The 18,608-nt window shown below is 69.1% G+C and carries 13 protein-coding genes; 5 read left to right on the plus strand and 8 right to left on the minus strand.

The genetic code is table 11. From position 1 onward, the window contains the following. The first annotated feature begins 143 nt into the window (after positions 1–143). Together HQ325_RS02435 and HQ325_RS02440 are read left to right on the plus strand one after the other, a co-directional pair. The gene (locus HQ325_RS02435) at positions 144–920 is read left to right on the plus strand and encodes a GNAT family N-acetyltransferase (protein WP_222626558.1); all 777 of its coding nucleotides are present in this window, start codon (positions 144–146) and stop codon (positions 918–920) included. A 230-nt stretch (positions 921–1,150) separates the two neighbouring features. Continuing rightward, positions 1,151–2,410 carry a glycosyl hydrolase family 28-related protein gene (locus HQ325_RS02440; protein ID WP_261777626.1) on the plus strand — a complete coding sequence of 420 codons (1,260 nt, stop codon included), beginning with the start codon at positions 1,151–1,153 and terminating at the stop codon, positions 2,408–2,410. 3 nt (positions 2,411–2,413) lie between these two features. On the opposite strand, the gene HQ325_RS02445 is transcribed toward HQ325_RS02440, so the two are convergent. The 8 genes from HQ325_RS02445 to HQ325_RS02480 all read right to left on the minus strand — a co-directional run bounded on the left by HQ325_RS02445 (position 2,414) and on the right by HQ325_RS02480 (position 13,587). Further along, the gene (locus tag HQ325_RS02445; RefSeq protein ID WP_222626559.1) at positions 2,414–3,766 is read right to left on the minus strand and encodes a glycosyl hydrolase family 28-related protein; all 1,353 of its coding nucleotides are present in this window, start codon (positions 3,764–3,766) and stop codon (positions 2,414–2,416) included. Further along, positions 3,763–5,448, minus strand: coding sequence for an alpha/beta fold hydrolase (locus HQ325_RS02450; RefSeq protein ID WP_222626560.1), 1,686 nt, complete (start codon positions 5,446–5,448; stop codon positions 3,763–3,765). The genes HQ325_RS02445 and HQ325_RS02450 overlap by 4 nt, the downstream gene beginning before the upstream one ends. 68 nt (positions 5,449–5,516) lie before the next feature. Next, a complete protein-coding gene (locus tag HQ325_RS02455) occupies positions 5,517–7,508 on the minus strand; it encodes a Wzz/FepE/Etk N-terminal domain-containing protein (protein ID WP_222626561.1) in 1,992 nt (663 codons plus the stop codon). After that, positions 7,499–8,905, minus strand: a complete 1,407-nt coding sequence (locus tag HQ325_RS02460) for a hypothetical protein (protein WP_222626562.1) — start codon at positions 8,903–8,905, stop codon at positions 7,499–7,501. Before HQ325_RS02460 ends, HQ325_RS02455 begins: the two co-directional genes overlap by 10 nt. A 36-nt stretch (positions 8,906–8,941) precedes the next feature. Continuing rightward, positions 8,942–9,943, minus strand: coding sequence for a glycosyltransferase (locus tag HQ325_RS02465; protein WP_222626563.1), 1,002 nt, complete (start codon positions 9,941–9,943; stop codon positions 8,942–8,944). Beyond that, the gene (locus tag HQ325_RS02470; protein ID WP_222626564.1) at positions 9,940–11,343 is read right to left on the minus strand and encodes a lipopolysaccharide biosynthesis protein; all 1,404 of its coding nucleotides are present in this window, start codon (positions 11,341–11,343) and stop codon (positions 9,940–9,942) included. The genes HQ325_RS02465 and HQ325_RS02470 overlap by 4 nt, the downstream gene beginning before the upstream one ends. Then, positions 11,333–12,508, minus strand: a complete 1,176-nt coding sequence (locus HQ325_RS02475) for a glycosyltransferase family 4 protein (RefSeq protein ID WP_222626565.1) — start codon at positions 12,506–12,508, stop codon at positions 11,333–11,335. Before HQ325_RS02475 ends, HQ325_RS02470 begins: the two co-directional genes overlap by 11 nt. Beyond that, the gene (locus HQ325_RS02480; RefSeq protein ID WP_222626566.1) at positions 12,505–13,587 is read right to left on the minus strand and encodes a glycosyltransferase family 4 protein; all 1,083 of its coding nucleotides are present in this window, start codon (positions 13,585–13,587) and stop codon (positions 12,505–12,507) included. The genes HQ325_RS02475 and HQ325_RS02480 overlap by 4 nt, the downstream gene beginning before the upstream one ends. Before the next feature lie 472 nt (positions 13,588–14,059). Between HQ325_RS02480 and HQ325_RS02485 the strand changes: the two genes are divergently transcribed. The 3 genes from HQ325_RS02485 to HQ325_RS02495 all read left to right on the plus strand — a co-directional run bounded on the left by HQ325_RS02485 (position 14,060) and on the right by HQ325_RS02495 (position 18,608). Then, positions 14,060–15,118 carry an Hsp70 family protein gene (locus HQ325_RS02485; RefSeq protein WP_222626567.1) on the plus strand — a complete coding sequence of 353 codons (1,059 nt, stop codon included), beginning with the start codon at positions 14,060–14,062 and terminating at the stop codon, positions 15,116–15,118. 80 nt (positions 15,119–15,198) lie between these two features. Then, positions 15,199–16,203, plus strand: a complete 1,005-nt coding sequence (locus HQ325_RS02490) for a DUF1839 family protein (protein ID WP_308014226.1) — start codon at positions 15,199–15,201, stop codon at positions 16,201–16,203. After that, on the plus strand, positions 16,200–18,608 hold the full coding sequence (locus HQ325_RS02495) for a beta-mannosidase (RefSeq protein ID WP_308014227.1): 2,409 nt from the start codon (positions 16,200–16,202) through the stop codon (positions 18,606–18,608). The genes HQ325_RS02490 and HQ325_RS02495 overlap by 4 nt, the downstream gene beginning before the upstream one ends.

Genomic DNA, 18,608 nt, shown 5'->3' on the forward strand with positions numbered 1-18,608 from the left:
CACGCTCATATCGCGCCCCGCGGCGAATGCATCGTCGACTTACATGGAAGAACTCGACCGCGTCGGCTCTTGTGGACGCCGCAACAGTCTGTGAGAAGTGTATATGAGAAGTTTCCGTACCGCAGGAAGGTTTTGGTGACGAGGTGAGCGAGATGTCGATCGGACGGTCGTCGGAACGTGAGATGGAGCTGCTCAGGCAGTCGTTCGGACAGACGACCCGTTCGTGGGCCGACCACACCTTCGAGGCGACGGAGTCGGGATGGACGGCCTTCAGCGGGCTGGCTCGCCCCGACTACAACCTCGCCCTGGTGCACGGAGGGGACGCCGCTGAGCAGGTCGGACGAGTGCTCGAGTCGGTCACCGCGCTCCGCCGACCGGCTCTGGTGATGTTGGCCGGCGCCGGCCTGTCGGGTGCGCAGACCCTGGCCGACGCGGGCTGGGTGAGCCTGCAGGCGATGCCGTTCATGCACCGGCCCACCGGCGGGTCCCGGCCGGTGGACGGCGTGCGCGAGATCACAGAGAACGACCTGCCCGCCTGCCAGGAGGTCGCGTCGCTCGCGTTCGGGGTGGGCCCCGAGCTCGCCGCCGCCGTCTACACCGCGGAGACGCTGCGTCGTCCGGACGCGATGGCGTTCGGCCTCTTCGTCGACGACGTCCTCGTCTCCTGCCTTCTGTCGTGCCGCGCCGGGGACACCGTCACGGGGTGGGCGCTGGCCACGCATCCCGACCATCGACGAGCCGGACATGCAGCACGCCTCATCGCGGGCGGCAAACACGTCGAGACCGGTGTGCACGGCCCGTCGAAGGATCTGTGCCTCGCCTCCCCGGCCGGGGTGCCCCTCTACGCGTCACTGGGGTTCCACACGACGGAGTACTGGCAGGTGTGGTCCCGCCCGCGGTGGGTGCTCGGCGCGGCGTGACGGCCGACACACTTCCTGCCTTTGTCTTGGTGGGCGGGCGCGAAACAAGATGCCCGACAGTGAACGGGAGTCGACTCGACAGCCGCGGTCGGTCTTTTTCTCGTCGACGCGTGAAGCGGGTCGCGGTCGACGGCGCGTCGCGCCGCGAATGTGCATTTCTTTGCTTGTGTATGGACAGGCGCAGAGCGGGGGCTGGAGGTGCGCCGACCACGATGGCGAAGGGGTAGACCATGAACGACAGAGGTCCTTCGGGCTCGCGGCTCGATCGTCGTGCACTGCTCATGGGAGGACTGGCGGCCGGAGTGGGCACCACGCTCGCCGCGAGCAGCATCCTCGCGCAGGCGGACGACCCCGTCGCCGTGACCCTGGCGGCGGGCGAGACCGACCCCGGGGCTCTGCTCGGGTGGGTCAACGTCAAGGCGGCGCCGTACAACGCGAAGGGCGACAACGTCACCGACGACACCGCCGCTGTCGCCGCCGCGTATACCGCAGCGCAGCAACAGAACCGACCGCTGTACTTCCCTCCGGGCATGTTCCGGGTGCGGTCGCTGCCGCAGTTCGCCAACTACGCCACCGTGTTCGGTGCCGGCGCCGATCTGACCACGATCGTCCACACCAGCTCCGGAACGTTGCTCACGCTCACGGGTCGCCAGCGGGTAGCGCTGAAGAACCTGGGCATCTTCTCGTTGGATCCGTCGTCGTTGGCCGTGCAGCTCGACGGGTGCTTCCGCTGCTCGTTCGACTCGATCGTCTTCCGCGGCAACCACACGCCGCAGAGCTACCCGAGGTTCCTTCAGCAGAAAGGCGTCTCGCTCATCAACAACACGGGCGGAACGTCGTTCATGAATTGTGATTTCAACAATTATGGAACGGCGATGTCGACGACGGCAATTCAGTCGTACATCGCCAACTGCAAGTTCACCACGAACTGGATCGGGTTGTTGGGGACGGGCAACAATTTCGCGTCGGGAATGTCGATGGTCAACACCGAATTCACGTCCGACATCAATCCGAACACCACCACCTCGCACCTCGTCGTCGACGGCCGCGCCAACGACTGGTGGCTCACCAACGTGTGGTTCGAGGGAGCGGCCACGGCCCTCACGATCGGCAGGGCCGGCACGGGCGGACCGTCCCAGTTCGGCATGGTCAACTGCAAGGTCGCTGCCCGCGGGATCGGCCTCGACCTGCAGCACTGCCGACAGCCGTACCTCGCGAACGTGGTCTTCGACGCGGACCAGCAGTCGAATCCCCAACTCGTCCGGGTGAACGCCCAGTACGTCGCGGAGGGGACCGCGATCAACCTCATCACCAGTCAGGGTGCCGACTTCCCCGGCAGCACCTTCCCGAACGGCTGGTCGGTGCTCGGCCGCGGCAAGCTCGTCTCCGCCGGTGGCGGACCCATCGTCAAGTCACCGGACGGAAAGAGCTGGCGACTGTCGATCAGCAACACGGGTGTGGTGAGCGGGCAGAACCTCGGGGTGCTGTAACGCTCAGCGCGGCCGATCTGTACCGAGAGACTGTGTGGTCAGAGTCCCGTCCGTCCCCACCACGAGGCGCCAGTAGGCGTTCGACTCGTCCTTGAGCACCACGCCCGCCTCGCGGCGGTCGGACAACCAGGTGCCGTCGGACAGGACGGCGGCGGTCACGGCATCGCCGCCGTCCCGCGCCTGCAGCAGGTCGACGTCGTCCTGCACGGTGCGCGTGACCACGGTGCTGGTGAAGGTGGGCCCCGACATGGTGCCGCGACCGATCACCGTCCACGCATCGGGGAAGACCGCGCTGTCCAGATCGTCGTCGACGCCTGAGATCAGGTTGACCGCCGTGCCCGTCGGAACGTGCTCCGCATCGATGACCAGCTCGGCGGGGCGACTGTTCGGGTCCGGATCGAAGATGATGTTGGCCAGGTACGGCTGCCGGCAGTACAGCAGCTCGACACACGTGGTGCGCGCCGAGATCTTGCAGTTGACCATGCCGAACTGGGACGGCCCGCCGGTCTCGCGGGTGCCGATGCTCAGAGCCACCTCGGACCCCTCGAACCAGACGTTGGTGAACCACCAGTCGTTCGCGGGACCGTCGACGCGGACGTGCCGATCCGTCGTGTCCGGGTCGTTGTCCGACACGAACTCGACGTTGGTGAACGCCATGCCGGCGTTGAAGTCGCCACCGGTGCCGAGGACGCCGACGCGGTTGCTCGTGAACTTCGAGGCCGTCACGTAATTCTGGATGCACTCCGACGTCAGACCGATGCCGTGGTTGTTGATGTCGCAGTTGGTGAACGTGGTGCCGCCCGTGTTGTCGGTCAGCACCACTCCGCGCTGGTTCTCGTACTGCGGGAACGTGGACGACGAGTGATTGCCCCGGATGGTCACGGAGTCGAACGAGCAGCGGAAGCACGCGGACAGCGAGAAACACGTCGACGTGTCACCGGTGGTGAAGAACCCCATCCGGCGGAAGTTGACGCGCTGGCGCCCCCGCAGGTCGATCAGGGTCCCGTTCTGCTCGTACAGGACGGTGGTGACGTCGGCGCCGTCGCCGTACACGGTGGCGTAGTCCGCCATCGCCGGCCACGCCGTCACCCGGTAGGTGCCGCCGGGCAGGTAGACCGCGGACGCCTGGGTGATGCCCTCGAACGCTCGCGCGATCGCCTCGGTGTCGTCGGTGGTGCCGTCGCCCGTCGCCCCGAAATCGCGCACGTTGCGCGAGGCCGGGGTGTCCGTGACGTTCGGCGACTGGAACTGCACCGACTCGGCATCGTCGCGTGAACACGCGACCGCGAGAGGGACGGTGGCGGCGACGAGCGTGCCGGTGAGCAACCGTCGTCGCCCGAAGGAACTCGCGGTCACGCGGTGACCTGCTGTCTCTGCGGATCGATGGTCCGGGCGAGCACAGAGGAGATGATCGTGCGGCGCATGTCGGCGTGATACGCCGAGTGATCTCCGACGGGAGCGCTGACGATCAGCGGCACGGTGCCGCTGCGGCGCTGGATGCGCGTGAGCCCCTCGGGCCCACGCTGATCGACGAACCAGCGGTGATCGGCCGGCGCGAGGATCACGGTGGCGTCGACGTCGTTGTCCGCCAGCGAGCGCAGGATGACCTCGGGAACCTGCGTCACGCCGCGCACGCCGAGCAGGCGCCACGCCCGATACGGCAGGTGGGTCTGGAGGGCGTTCTTGATGCGCGCTCGGGGCGTCTTCTGCCACGCCGGATCCGACCGTGGGATGCCCAGATCCGCAGGATCGATCTCGCCCTGCGTCGATTTCTTGCGCTTCCAGCTCCACGCGATGGCGTTCACCATGACGGCGCCGCCCGCGCCGATCTCGGCGGCGGCGTGGGCCGCGTTCCACGAGCCGGAGCAGATGCCCGTGAGCACCACGTGACGCGGATCCGCATGCGCCGCACGGGCAGCCGCGACCACGTCGTCGGCGCTCTCCGCCGAGTAGATCGGGGTGTGCTCGTCGGCACGGACGATCTCCGATTCACCGGTTCCACGTCGGTCGAAGCGCAGCGCGGACGCACCGGCGCGCGCCGCCTCGCGAGCGAGCTCGACCCACAACCGCGCCGGTCCTGTGCGGGTGTCGTTCGCCGTGGCGCAGAAGACCAGGGTCGGCGCGGAGTCCGGTGTCTCGACCGGGGTGGACCGGATGCCGAACAGTCCGTGGGCACCGATGCTCTCGATGTGTTCCGTGAAGGTCGACCCGTCGCTCGCCACGTGCGTGGCGCTGGTGATCGGCGTGAACTCGACCTCGTCGTCGCGGGCGGAGTCGTGTGCGCCGTCGAGGATGTCGACCACCGCGCGGATCGCCGTGTTCGGCAACGGCACCAGAAAGCTCTCGGGCGTGACGAATTCGGTCATCGTGCCGACGTGCTGCACCGCCGCGCCGGATCGCTCGATCGCCTTGTCGAGCCGGGGCGAGGAGTAGCCGTCGCGGAGGGCGAAGACCCACTGCGACACGGCGGGTGCCGCGGCGGTGATCTCGAGCGCGGACAGAGCCGCCGCCGCGTCCGCGGACAGGGAGTGCCCGATGGTGTGCAGATCGGTGTCGGTTCCGACGGTGTCGGTGCCCACGCCGAGCCGATACAGCGCCTGCTGCTCGCGGAGGTACGCGCGGCCGCGCGGCACCGGATCCCACAGCACGACCGTGTGCAGCGGGCCGACCGCGTCGGCTGCGCGATCGAGTAGCAGGGCACCGGCGCGGAGGCCGACGGCGGAGACCGTCGTGCAGCCGAGCGAGCGCATCAGGCTCACCGCGTCCCCGATGCTCGCGAGCCAGCCGTCCATCGCCGCGACGTCGTTCTGGTCACCGCCGGAATCGCCCACACCGAGGTAGTCGAACCGCAGGACGGCGAAGCCGGCAGCAGCCAACTCCTGCGCGAGCAGCTTGAGCCCGCGGTACGTGTCGACGTGCTCCTTGCCCATCGACGGACACAGCACGATCCCACCGCGTGCACGGTCCCCTTCAGGAAGGTGGACCACGCCGAACAGGCGACGGCCGTCCGATCCGAACCAGGTCGGCGTTGTCGACATGGGTGTGCGGTCCTCTCGGGAGTCCGAGCCGATCGGGCTCGGGGTGCGGGTGGAGGGAAGAGTCTGCGTCACTTGGTGACCCGGAAGGTGCGGCGACCGGTCTGGGTACGCGGGCGGACGGGCCGCGAGGTGGTGGGCTCGGCCGGACGCGTCGCCTTGGTGACGGTCGTGTCCTGCGCAGCCTTGTCGGTCTTCTCGGCCGCGGCCTTCTCTGCCTTGTCGGGCGCGACCTCGTCGGTCTTCGTGATCGAGACCGGCTCGGGCGTCGCCGCGGTGTCGGTGTCGTCCTTCTCGGACATCTCCGAGCCGGCGTCCTCCACATCCTCGGTGACGGTGCCGTCCGTGTCGATCTCGGTCGAGTCCAGGTGCGCCACATCGTCCTGCGCGAGCTCCCGCGGAGTCTCGATCGGCTCCGCCGTCACCACGTGGAAGCGGTCGGTCTCGGCATCCGCGGGCGAGTGGACCACGTCGTACCGCTCGTCGTGGCGCGGCTCGGGACGCACGGCGCGCTCGGCACGAGGCGCCGGCTGAACGGTGTCCCAGCGATCCTGGTGGTCGTCGCGGTAGTTGCGGAAGTCGTTGTCTCGGAAGTCGGTGTCCCGGTAGTCGTTGTCCCGGTGGTCGGACTCGTGGGTCGGCGACGGCGCGCGGTAGGACTGCGGTGCGGACGGCCGCGGGGCGGTGGTGGTCCGGGTGGTGGTCGGCACGTCCCTCGTCTCGGCGACGGGAGCGGCCTTCGGTGACGTCGCGGGTACGACGTCGTCCTTCGCGGCGGACGACGTCAGCAGCGACAGCGGCCAGCGGCGGGCCGAGACGTGCGGAACCAGAACGGTTCCAGCCACCACGACGCCGATGCTGTCGAGCTCGGTCAGCAGTGCGCGGAGCTGGGCGGCGGTGGTGGTGCCGTTCTCGACGGCAACGACGACGTGGTCGACGTGGACCGCGATGGCGAGCGCATCGGTGTCGTCCGCGACCGAGGTCGCGTCGATCACCACGTAGTCCCGATCGGACTTCAGGCTCTGCACGATGGTGCCGAAGCGCGGGGAGGCCAGGAACATCGTGGTCCGGTCGTCACCCACGCCCATGGGCAGGATGCTCAGGCCCTCGACCTGACTCGGCCGCGTGAGGTCGGTGGCCGACCGCTTCGGTGAGCGTGCGAGATCGGCGAGTCCGCCGGCGTTCTGCATGCGGGACGACACCCCGGTTCCGTCGGTGCAGGCGTCGACCACGAGGGTCGGTCGGCCCAGTCCGCTGAGTGCGCGGGCCAGGGCGAGGACGGTGTCCGACCCGCCGGCGGGGGAGACGCCGATGACCGCGATGGAGTGCGGCGTCGTCCGGCCGACCGAGGCGTCCAGGCGCAGGGCGGCGCGTCGTGCGTCCGCGGTGCGCGTGGCGGCCTTGATGTCGCCGAGGAACGTGGTGGGGGCCACCGCGGCGACCTGGCCGGTGGTGCGGATGCGCTTGTCCAGTCGATCGCGCAGGTACGCTGCGGCGCAGCCGAGCATCATGCCGGCGACGGCGCCCATCAGCAGTGTGCGCATCGGTGCCGGTCCGCCGACGGCGGCCGGGGTGGTCGCCGGGTCGACGACGGTCACCTTCGCGGCGGGAGCGGCGCCGATCTCGGTGGTCTCGATCTCGTTGACCAGATCACGGAACTCGGCCACGACCGCGTCGTTGATCGCCCGTGCGTTGTCCGGGGTGGTGTCCGACACCGAGATGCCGATGAGCACGGTGGCCGGGGCGAAGGACGTGGTGACCGTCGACGCCAGGGCGGCCGGCGTGGTGTCGAGCTGCAGATCCTCGATGACACCCGCCATCACGCGCTCACTGGTCACCAGATTGACGTAGGACGTGACACGCTGCTGCGCCGCCATGTTGCCCTGGTAGGCGTCGGACACCGAGGTACCGGTGGCCATCGAGACGTACAGCCGGCTCGAGGAGGTGTAGGAGTAGCTCAGCGTCGACGTGTACGCCGCCGCTGCCACCGTTCCCAACACGACGAAGGCCAGGATGGTCATCCACCGGCGTCGTGCGATGTTCACGTAATCGATCAAACCCATGATGTAGATCCTTTGCTCGAAGAGCGGTCGAGTGTGGAGATGTCGTCGGGAACGTGCGTGGTCGGAGGGGGTGTCTCCGCGCACTGTCGGGAGTACTCGCCGACGAGGAGCGTCACGATCCACACGAGAATTGCCAATTGAAGAGATTTGCCGATGGACTCGGTCGTCCCGAGAATCCCGCGCTCGAACAGCACCGGATACTCGATGAGCGTCAGCCCGAGCACCACGAAGAGGAAGTTCCTCGCGAGGAGCCATCGAACGGCGACCAGCACCATGACGAAGGTGAACGTCATGGTGACGGCCACGCCGGCGTAACCGCCGAACACGAAGCCCTCACTGATGTTTCCCTCGGCCAGCGAGACGGACACGTTGCGCATGTCCACCGACGATCCGCGGACCTGGCTGGCCCACGCGGTGCCGGACTGGAACTTCTCCGATCCGAGGAGTTGGGACGGGATGAAGTTGAGGAGGGCGTTCTTCACCACGTCGCCGTGCGAGATCCATTCCCGACCCTGCATGTAGTACGCGTCCGTCGCGGCCTCGAGGAGGTCGAAGCGACGCAGGATCGGCAGGAAGGGCTGGACGACAGGGGGGTAGCTGGCCTCCGCGGCCGCGGAGATGGCGCGGGCCTCCGGGTCGACCTTCAACGACTGCAGGATGCCGAACGCGCCGATGGCGCCCGCCGAGATGCCGAGCACGCCGATGATGGTTCCGCGTGTCCACCCGATGAGGGCGAACCGCACGGCGACGGCGAGAGCCGCACCGAGCACCGGGGTCTTCGATTCCACGATGACGGTCCAGACCAGTTCCATGCCCATGAGGCCGAGCAACAGAACCGCGGTCTGCCACAGCTTCTCCGGCCGCGCGAAGACGATGAGGCCGAGGGCGCCCACCGTCGCCATCGTCGCGGCGAAGTCGAGCAGCGGGTTGGAGCTGGTGACCTCACCGGCGGATCCGGTGTTGCCCGTCGCGAAGGACACGAAGCGTCCGCCGAGCCCCAGCACGTAGATGGTGGCGAGGCTGCGGAAGAAGTACGGATCCGCGACGGCCGCGCCGACGGTGGTCCGCTCCAGCTGTCCCCGACGCCACCGGCGGAACAGCACGTACCCGACGACCAGTGCCACGTAGAACCACAGACCGAACACGACGGGCTTCAGCACCTCGGCGATGCCGATGTCGTACCCGATGTCCGCGAGGCGCGGATCGGCGAGGCTGTCCGCGAACTGCGGCTGCGGAAGCGTCCACAACAGGACGAGGGGACGCGCCACGTAGCTCAGCGACCAGTAAGCGGACTGCGCGAGCAGGAACACCTTGGCGACGCCCGGCACGAACATCGCGGACACGACGAGGGCGACGATGGCCGCGGTGGTGAGCGCGACGGCGGAGTAGGCGGTCACGACGTGACCCCCGGCCGGCAGGGCACGGCGACGATGTCACAACGCATCGGTCATCTCCCGTGCTCGGTCCACGTACGCGTGGTGATCACCGACGATCCGCAGTCGGCCGCGCACCGCCATCTCTCTGGCTGCATCAGGTTCGGTGCGGCACCACGCCAGGATGTCATCGAGTTCTGCCGAACTCGAGAAAAGACGGCAATCCCGTCCGTCCTCCAGGAGAGCCATGTGCTCGTCCGTGCGCTCGCCCACGAACAGACCGCCGGCCGCGGGCACCTCGAACGTGCGGCAGGTGTGGGTGTCGCGGTTGTCGGAGTTCAGCAGGACGAGGTTGGCCAGTACGGCGGACACCGCCACCGAGAACCCCTCGCCGTACACGGCGCCGCCGATGTGGGCGGAGGTCGCGCGCAGGGCGGAGACCCGGCGCCAGCCCGGCCCTTGGACCGTCATCGCCGAGCCGTGCGTGCGGGCGAGCTCCACCATCGAGTCGCGACGGTCGGGGCGACAGGCGCCGATGAAGCCGACGAGGTACTCGGCCGGATCGCGACGGGCGGTCGGGCGGTGCCAGGCCGGGTCGTACGCGCTGTGGACGAAGAGCGTCGACCTCGCACCGCGGGCCTCGAGCTCCGGCACGTTGTGTCGCTTGGTGGTGACGACGAGGTCCCAGTCGGACTCGCGGCGCAGGTACTCCGCCGTGGTGTTGTAAGGGTTGGACACGTCGTCCGGGCTGTAGTGCACGTGCAGAGCGGCCGGCAGTGCCAGCAGCCGGTCCTGGTCGAGATGCACGGTGCGGAAGGCGAACAGCATGTCGGGGCGGAACTGTGCGGCCGCCGCCTCGATGCGGCGATGCAGCGCCTCGAGCACCCAGGGTGCGCGGCCACGGCCGAGCTTGCTGTACACCCACGGCGGGGACAGCCGGGTCGGCAGTGCGACCGGGGTGGTGTCGACCACGAGCACGGTGTGGCCGGCCTCGCGGAACCCGTCCGCCATGGACCGGGCGTTGCTGCCGATCCAGTCGTCTCCGAGAAAGAGGATCTTCATCGACTGACCTCCCGGAAGCGGCGAACGGCGAGTGGAACGGTGGGGGCATCGGACGCGGCGGCAGCAGCGGGATCGATCGCGACCATGGGCACGGTGGGCGCCTCCGATTCCGCGCGCAGTGCATCGTCGTTGCGGCGATGCAGTATGCGTACCCGGAGCAGGTACCAGGCAGCGACCGCGACCTCGCAGGTCAGCGTGCCGTAGACCAGCGCCCACACGGATTCGGTGGACAGTGCGGTGGCCAGGGCCCCCGCGGCGAAGACGGTGCCGATGACGGCGCCGATCAACACGCCCTTCGTGTCCTGGCGGACGGGCAGGATCGCGGTGGTGACGAACGAGGTGATCGCGGTGAAGGGCAGGATGAACACCTGCACGCGCATGATGTCCACCGCGGACGAGAACTGATCGCCGAACACCAGCGAGATCAGCAGCGGTGCACTCACCCACAGCCCGACGGTGGCCACGACGGCCACGCCCACGCACGCGGTCAGTCCGCGCAGCGCGTTCTGCCAGAAGTGGTCCTCGCGGCCGCGGGCGAGCCGTGGCAGCAGGCCGTAACCGATGGCGTCGAGCAACGACTGGAAGGCGCGGACGAGCCGGTCGCTGGCGGAGAAGATGCCGAGCGATGCGGCCGACAACGCCACCGAGTAGAAGGTGGCTGCGCCCTGGCCGTAGCTGGTGATGAGCAGCCGCGAGGTCAGCACCGGCACGCCCATGCGGACCATCGCCGTGACGTCCTTCGGCCTGCTCGGCGGGCCGAATTCGCGGATGGTGAGCCGCCACGTCAGTGCCACGGACACCACCGACGACGCCAACAAGCAGAGCATCGCGACGGCCGCGCTGGGGAACATCGGCAGCAGAGTCACCAGCAGCACGAGGTACAGGATGCGGCCGATGCCCTGGTAGACGACGCCGATGCCGAAGCGCGCCTGGGCGACCAGCACCCAGTCGTCACCGAAGGACGCGAAGCCGCCGGCGAAGAGGCCGAGCAGGATCATGTGCAGGTGCACGTGCGCACCCACGAAGAGACTGGCGAGCAGACCGGTTCCCATCACGGCGAGCACCGTGGCGCGCAGCGCGAGGTAGTTGCCACGCAACTGGTTGAGGTTCTCGTCGTTCGCCATCGCCGCGAGGAACGTGGTGATGCCGAGATCGACGAGCAGCGAGCCGATGAAGTAGGCCGACATGGCGATGGCGAGCAGGCCCAGGCCCTCGGTGCCCAGGATGCGGGCAGTCAGCGGCAGCGTGATGATGGTGACCAGGTACTGGCCGTACTTGCCGAAGCTGACGAAGGCGATGTCGCGTACCGCGGACAGCTTGTGCAGCGATCCACGACGGTGCTTCGTGGGCTCGGTGGTGGGGCCGCCGCGCGTTCCGCCCCGAGTGAGTTCACCGACCATGACGCACGCTCACCCGGGTGCCGCGACGCGGTGCGCTGTCGAGGACGTCCTCGAGGAAGTTCTCGACCGTGCGGGCGGACTCCTCGATGTCGAAGTGCGCGGCCCGGGCCGGAGCGGCCGCGGACAGGCGCGTCCGCAGGTCACGGTCGGAGACGACGCGATCGAGCATCGCCGTGAGGCCGGCGCGGTCACCCGAGTCCACGAGCATGCCGTTGACCCCGTGCTCGACGATCTCCGCCGGTCCGCCCGGACGCGACGCGATCACGGCGCAGCCGGCGAGCATGCCCTCGACCACGACCTGGCCGAACGGCTCCGCCGTCAGGGTGCAGTGCACCAGTACGTCGGACATCCGCATGTAGTCCCGCGGATCGTCGACGTGGCCCGTGAAGGTGACGGGCAGGTCGAGCTCGGCGGCCATGGCCTCGAGCTCTGCGCGGTACGGCTCCTCGCCGAAGAACGTGCCGCCGACGAGGAAGACGTGCGCCGGGCGGGTGGTCATCGCCGCGATCGCCTCGAGGAAGAGGACGTGACCCTTCCACGGGGTGAGGCGGGCGACGAGACACAGCACCGTGTCGGCCGGCGCGGACTGGTCCGGGCGGGCACCGAGAGGACGGTCCGATCCGTCGACACCGGGGTAGGCGACCACGGCCGCCCGACGCCACCTCGGCAGCGATGCCAGCGTGGACGTGCTGTTGGCGATGAATCCGCGGCACGCGGTCCAGCCCAGGACGTGCAGCACCGCGGTGAACAGCGTGCCGAAGTACTCGCGGGAGATGCGGTCGTGGGAGTGCCACACCAGGGGCACGCGGGCCCGTCGAGCGGCGATGGTGCCCATGAGCAACGCCTTGGACGACTCGGCGACGACCACGTCGGCATCCGATTCACGGACGACGGCGCCCACGGCCCAGCCCAGGCGGATCAGGCCGGTGACTCCACCGATCATGCGGCGAACGGACATTCCCTCGATGGTGACGGACCGGCTGTCGAACGCGCCGTCGACGACGACGGTGTCGATGCCGTCGGCACGGAGCTTGTCCACCATCGGACCCGTCTCGGTGAAGACGACCGTGACCTCGGTCTTGTCCATGGCGCGTACGAGGCGATGCAGCGCGATCTCGGCGCCGGACGGTGCCGCGGTGTGGGCGAGGAACAGTGCGCGGGTCATCGCTGGACCAACTCTCGGTACACGTCGACGTGCCGGCGGGCCGAGGACTCCCACGAGAACGACTCGGCGTGCGCCCGGCACTCGGCAGGGGTCGGCACGTCGCCGCTCAACGCGGTGGACAGGCGGTGGGCGAGTGCGTCGACGTCGCCGGCGGGCACCACGAGGGAGGGATCGAGACCCGCGACGGCGTCGGGCAGCCCGCCGCAGTCGGTCACCACGGGGGCGCGTCCGCTGGCACAGGACTCGAGGGCGATGAGCCCGAAGCCCTCGAGGCTCAGGGTGGGGATCACCGAGACGGTGGCCTCGGCGTAGAGCGCGGAGAGCCGCTCGTCGCTGGTCCGCCCGGTGAAGACGATGGAGTCGCCGGCGGTGGACTCGGCGGCCTGGCTGCGCAGTGCTGCCTCCTCGGTACCGGTTCCGACGACGACGAGCTGCGCGTCCGGATGATCCGCCACGACGGTGGGCCAGGCCGCGATGAGCCGGTCGATACCCATCCGTCGCTCGAGGCGACGGACGCAGAGGACGGTGGGCCGGGCACCGTTCGGTGCCGGCGTCACGGCGAAGCGGGCGAGGTCGACGCCGGGCGGGATGATCGTGACGGCGGACGGGTCGACGGCGTAGTCCTCGGTGAGGATGCGTGCGGAGTGCCCCGACAGCACGATGAATCGGCGTACGTCGAGGAAGCGCAGACGTTCGACCCAGTACTTGGCGCGCACGACCAGGTCGCTCTCGCCGGACATGGCGCTCTCGGCGGCCCAGGGTCCGTGGAAGTGCGCCACCGACGGGTGCGCGCCGCGCAGGCCGACGGTGGGACGTCCGAAGAGGCTGAAGTGGCGGTCGATCAGCGTGTTCCTCGGGAGGCCACGATCTGCGGAGAGGGCCGACCAGACGCGTGTGAGCGTGGAGCCCGTCGAGGGTCCCCACGAGGACGTGCCGTGGTGGTCGTCGCCCAGATCGGAGTCGCCGAACGCGGACGCCGAGGCGTCGACACCGTCGAGCGACGAGAGGGCGACGTAGAGGTCGGTGAAGTAGCGGTTGAGGCCACCCGGCGAATCGGCGAACCACTCGGCGCCGGTCATGTGTACCTGCACCGTGGCCGTGCGGTCACGAGTAGCGGGTGCGGGGATCATCGGGGTCGACAGCCTTTCGTCTCGGTCCGGTGTTCGTCGGTGCGTCCACGGCGCCGGGTTTGTGACTCCGAACCAAACTTTCGGATCGGAGCGTCCGGTGCGCCGCGTCTGCGTCGGCGAAACTCGGCCGTGCGTGTCGGCCCCGCTCGACACGCTGCTCGGTGAGGGATTCCTGCGATCGATGTGCCACTGACAGTCGCCCCGCGGGCCTACCTGGCAGTAAGATGTACCCGGTCGCATCCACGACCGGTATCGATCTCGCAGTTCCCTATTTCATCGTTTAACATACCGGAAGATTCTTTTGGGCGCCATACAGCAGAGGCGGCCCGGTTCCAGGTCTCGAAGCGGGCGTGACACGAACAGGGCTGTGACAAGTGACAACGCAGGGGAATCACCACCCATCGAGAGGAAGCGCCGACGGATGACCGACACCGAAGCTGTGACGTCGGTCCCTCGGGATGTGGTCGATTCGGGCGTTCTGTCCGGTCTCGCCACCGTCCTTCTGTACGACCTCGGCCGCGGTGGCGCGACCGCGAGCATCGTGGACGTCGACGGCATGGTGGTTCTGGGCTCCGTCGACTCCCCGGTGGCCGGTGGCGACGTCTTCGACCGCGTGGTCCTCGATCACATCGTCGATCGCGGCATTCTGGAGCGCCCCGTCGCGGGCTCGGACGACACCGACGTCATCGTCTTCTGCCGACGGGTGAAGGAGTCGCTGTCCTCCGCGACCGTCGCGCGCACCCCCGGCGGTGGCACCACACTCATCACGCGGGACGAGTTCGAGGCCGCGGTCCGGCCGTTGATCGATCGGTCACTCGACACCGCGGCGTCGCTCGTCGGTGACCGCCACCTCGACGCGGTGATTCTCGTCGGTGGCGGTTCCCCCATCCCGATCCTGTCGGTCGCCGCCGCGGAACGGTTCGGCGTTCCCGTCCTCACCGCGCTGGATCCGCGCGCCACGCGCGTGCAGGTACCTGCGCCGGCGCCCGAGGCCGCTCCGCCGCGCGAGGAGATCGAGACCTCGTCCACGGATCGGACCGTCGCCTTCGCGGCCGCCCCCGATGCCCTTGCCGAGCCAGATCGCGAGCCGGACCGCGAGCCCCAGGCGTCGGCGCCCGCGGACGCCGTCGACGTGGGCGGGGAACAGGTGCCCGATCCGAAACGCAGCCGGGTCCCGGTCGCTCTCGTCATCGCCTTCTCGGGCGCCATCATGGCGGGCGCCGCGGCGTGGGCCTTCACGTCGATGCCCGAGCCGATGGATCCCGCCACGGTCAGCACCCCGTCCCAGGCCCCCACCAGCTCGGTCGCGCCCGTCGGATCGCGCGGAGTCCCGTCACCCGTGACCACCACCGTCGACCCGTTCGCCGACGAGACCGAGGGCGACACCGGTGGTGGTGGCTTCGATGGTGGTGGCTTCGACGGTGGTGGTGACTTCGGTGGTGGTGACTTCGGTGGCGGCGGTGACGCCGGAGGGTTCTGATCGCCCCTCTCGCGGCTACTGTCGTGAGTGATGCCAACGCGCGTGGCCGACACCTCGTGTCGACGACCAATGGAGGAGCAGTGACGGTGAATCTCTCGGGTACGCCGGTGGGCGGGTCCCCGTTGCCCGCGGACCTCGATCCCGCGACGTACCGACCGCATTCCCTGCATTCGTCGGAGCGCACGTGGTCCGAGACCAACTGCTACGTCGACCTGTGGATCGAACTGCTGCACGCGATGGGCGCCGATCCCACGCCCGCACTGGCGTTCGCCCTCAGCGCGGGGTTCGACGGCCGGCAGTGGGACTTCGTGAAGTTCCAGCCCGAGGATCTCCGCCTCCTCTTCGGAGTGGACGTCTCGGAGATGAACATCTGGAAGCCGTTCGGAGAGCACCTGATCGAGAACATGCACGACGGTGTGCTGAGCACGGTCGAGATCGACGCCTTCTACCTCCCCGACACCGACGGCACCAGCTACGGCCGCGATCACACCAAGACGACGATCGTGCCGACGGCCATCGATGTCGAGGCCCGTCGCCTCGACTACTTCCACAACGCGGGTCTGTTCCGACTCGAGGGCGACGACTTCGACGGCGCACTCGCCCGGTCGCTCACCCCCGGAACGGTGGCCCTGCCGCCCTACGTCGAGCGGGTCGTCGTCGACCGTGATGCTCTGGCCGCCGGTCCGGAGACCGACGATCACGACCTGCAGGTGGTGCGTGCTCATCTCGAGCGCGCCGATGCGGTCAACCCGGTCGAGCGACTCGGTGAGCGTGTCGTCGACGACGTCGCGCTGATCCAGCAGGCGGGCCCCGACTTCTTCCACCTGTGGTCGTTCGGCACCCTCCGTCAGTGCGGCTCCACCGCGGAACTCGCGGCGGATCTGGCCGAGTACCTCGAACGCCGCGGTGTCGCGGGCGCCGACGCTGCCGCGGAACCGTTCCGCGAGGTCGCGTCGGGCGCCAAGTCGGTGCAGTTCCGGATGGCGCGCGCCGCTCGGGGACGCGATGTCGACGTGCGTGACTCGATGGCCGGCATGGCAGCGGCCTGGCAGCGCGGTATGGACGCAGTGCGTTCGGCGCTGTGACCCCGCCGCTCGATCTGCTGGCCGACGCACACTGGACGCTCCGGTCGACGGATGCCGGTGCCGCCGAGAGCCCCGGTGACCTCGTGGACACCGATAGTGCTGTGCCCGCGCACGTTCCGGGTACCGTCGCCGGCGCGCTGACCGCCGCGAGACTACCGCTCCAGGACCTCGACGGGCGCGACTGGTGGTACGACACCGAGGTGTCGGTACCGGAGGGCGTGGAGTCGGTGCGCCTGCACCTCGAGGGCATCGCCACCCTCTCGGAGGTCTGGATCGACGGTCGGCTGGCGACCACCAGCACCTCGATGTTCGTGCCCGTCACCGTCGAGGCCCGGGTCGCCGGCACGATGTCCCTCGCGCTCTGCTGCCGTTCCCTCGACGCCGCGTTGAGGACGAGGCGCCCACGCGGCCGGTGGCGGTCGTCGATGATCTCGTCGCAGGGTCTCCGGTGGATCCGCACCTCGATGCTCGGCCGCGCCCCCGTGTTCACCGGTGCCCCGGCTCCTGTCGGGCCGTGGCGCGCCGTGCGATGTGTCGGCGTGGACGAACCCATCGTGGCGGTGCGCGGACTGGTGCGGGACGGGCGCTGCATCCTACAGGTCGACGGTGTGGTCTCCTCCGTGCGCATCACGCTGGGGGACAGTACGTTCGACCTCGAGGCGGGTGCCGACAGCACGACGACGCAGGAGATCGACGTCGGCGACCGGGCCCTGTGGTGGCCGCACACACACGGTGATCCGGCGCTCCACGACGTCACCGTGACCGTCGGAGAGCGCGTCGTGCGCTCACGAGTGGGCTTCCGGTCGAGCGCACTGCGCGGCACGACGCTGCTCGTGAACGAGGTGCCCGTCTTCTGCCGCGGCGGATGCTGGGTCCCGCTCGACCCGATCACGCTGCAGAACGATCCCGAACGCCTGCGGGACACCCTGACCTCGTACGTCGAGGCCGGGCTGAACATGGTGCGACTCACGGGCACGATGGTCTACGAGTCGACCGAGTTCCACACGCTCTGTTCGGAACTGGGCATCATGGTGTGGCAGGACGTCATGCTGGCGACCATCGACCCACCGGACGATCCTGCCGTCGAGTCCGCCGTCGTCGACGAGGTCCGGGCGATGCTCGCGGCTGCCGGTGGGCCGTCGCTGGTGGTGGTGAGCGGCGGCAGCGAGACGTATCAGCAGCCGACGATGCTCGGTCTCGCGGCGGACGAGTCGCGGATACCACTGCTGGACAGCATCATTCCTGATGTGCTGCGCGACTTCTCCGGTGTCTCGTACGTCCCGTCCACGCCGTCGGGCGGTGACCTCGCCACCCACGTCGGCTCCGGTTTCGCGCACTACTTCGGCATCGGCGGTTACCTACGTCCCCTGTCGGACGTCCGGTACGCCCGCGTGGCGTTCGCGACGGAGTGCCTGGCGTTCTCCGTTCCGCCGGAGCGGCGCGTGGTCGATTCCGTGTTCGGCTCGGCACATCCGGCGGGCCACGATCCGCGCTGGAAGGCGACGGTTCCGCGTGATCGGGGAGCGTCGTGGGACTTCGAGGACGTGCGAGACCACTACGTGCGCACCCTCTTCGACGTGGAGCCGTCCGCGGTGCGCCGTGACGATCCGGAGCGCTACCTCGATCTGGGGCGCGCGGCCGTCTGTGAGGCCGTGACGCACTCGGTCGGGTTCTGGAGGCAGGCGGACTCGGGCTGTGGGGGAGCGCTGGTGCTGACGCTGCGCGACCTCGAGCCGGGTGCGGGGTGGGGCCTCACCGACAGCACCGGCGCGGCCAAGGCGCCCTGGTACGCGTTGGCGCGGGCCAGCGCGCCGACGACCGTCCTCGTGACGGACGAGGGTATGGACGGGCTCCGTCTCGACGTGATGAACGACGGGGCGGATCCCGTCGCCGGGACACTCACCGTGCGGGCACACCAGCGCACGGGAGCCGTTGCTGCCGAGGGTGTTCAGCGGCTCGCTCTCGATGCACACTCGTCCTGGACCGGTACCGCGGACGGCGTCGTCGGCAGGTTCACCGACATGACGCACGCGCACCGATTCGGTTCGCGCACCGTCGACGCGGTGAGTGTCGTGCTGGCCACCGCGGACGGCACCGTGCTCGCCGAGGCGGTACATCTCGTGGAGAACGGGCTGCTCCCACTGCAGAACTCGGTGGGTCTCACCGCCACGGCTGCGCCGGAGGGCGACGGTCGGTGGACACTCACCGTCGGGTGCACGGACGCCGCACAATTCGTCTGCGTGGACGTGGACGGCTATCGGGCGTCCGACTCGTGGTTCCACCTCGCCCCCGGAACGAGCCGCGCCCTGACTCTGCTGCCACGCTCGGGTTCGACCACGCCACGAGGGCATGTCCGAGCGGTGAACAGCACAGCCAGGGCGACGGTGACGGTTCTCGAGAGGTAG

Origin of the sequence: Rhodococcus sp. BP-349, assembly GCF_019835845.1 — a bacterium.
In the GTDB taxonomy this organism is placed as follows: Bacteria; Actinomycetota; Actinomycetes; order Mycobacteriales; family Mycobacteriaceae; genus Rhodococcoides.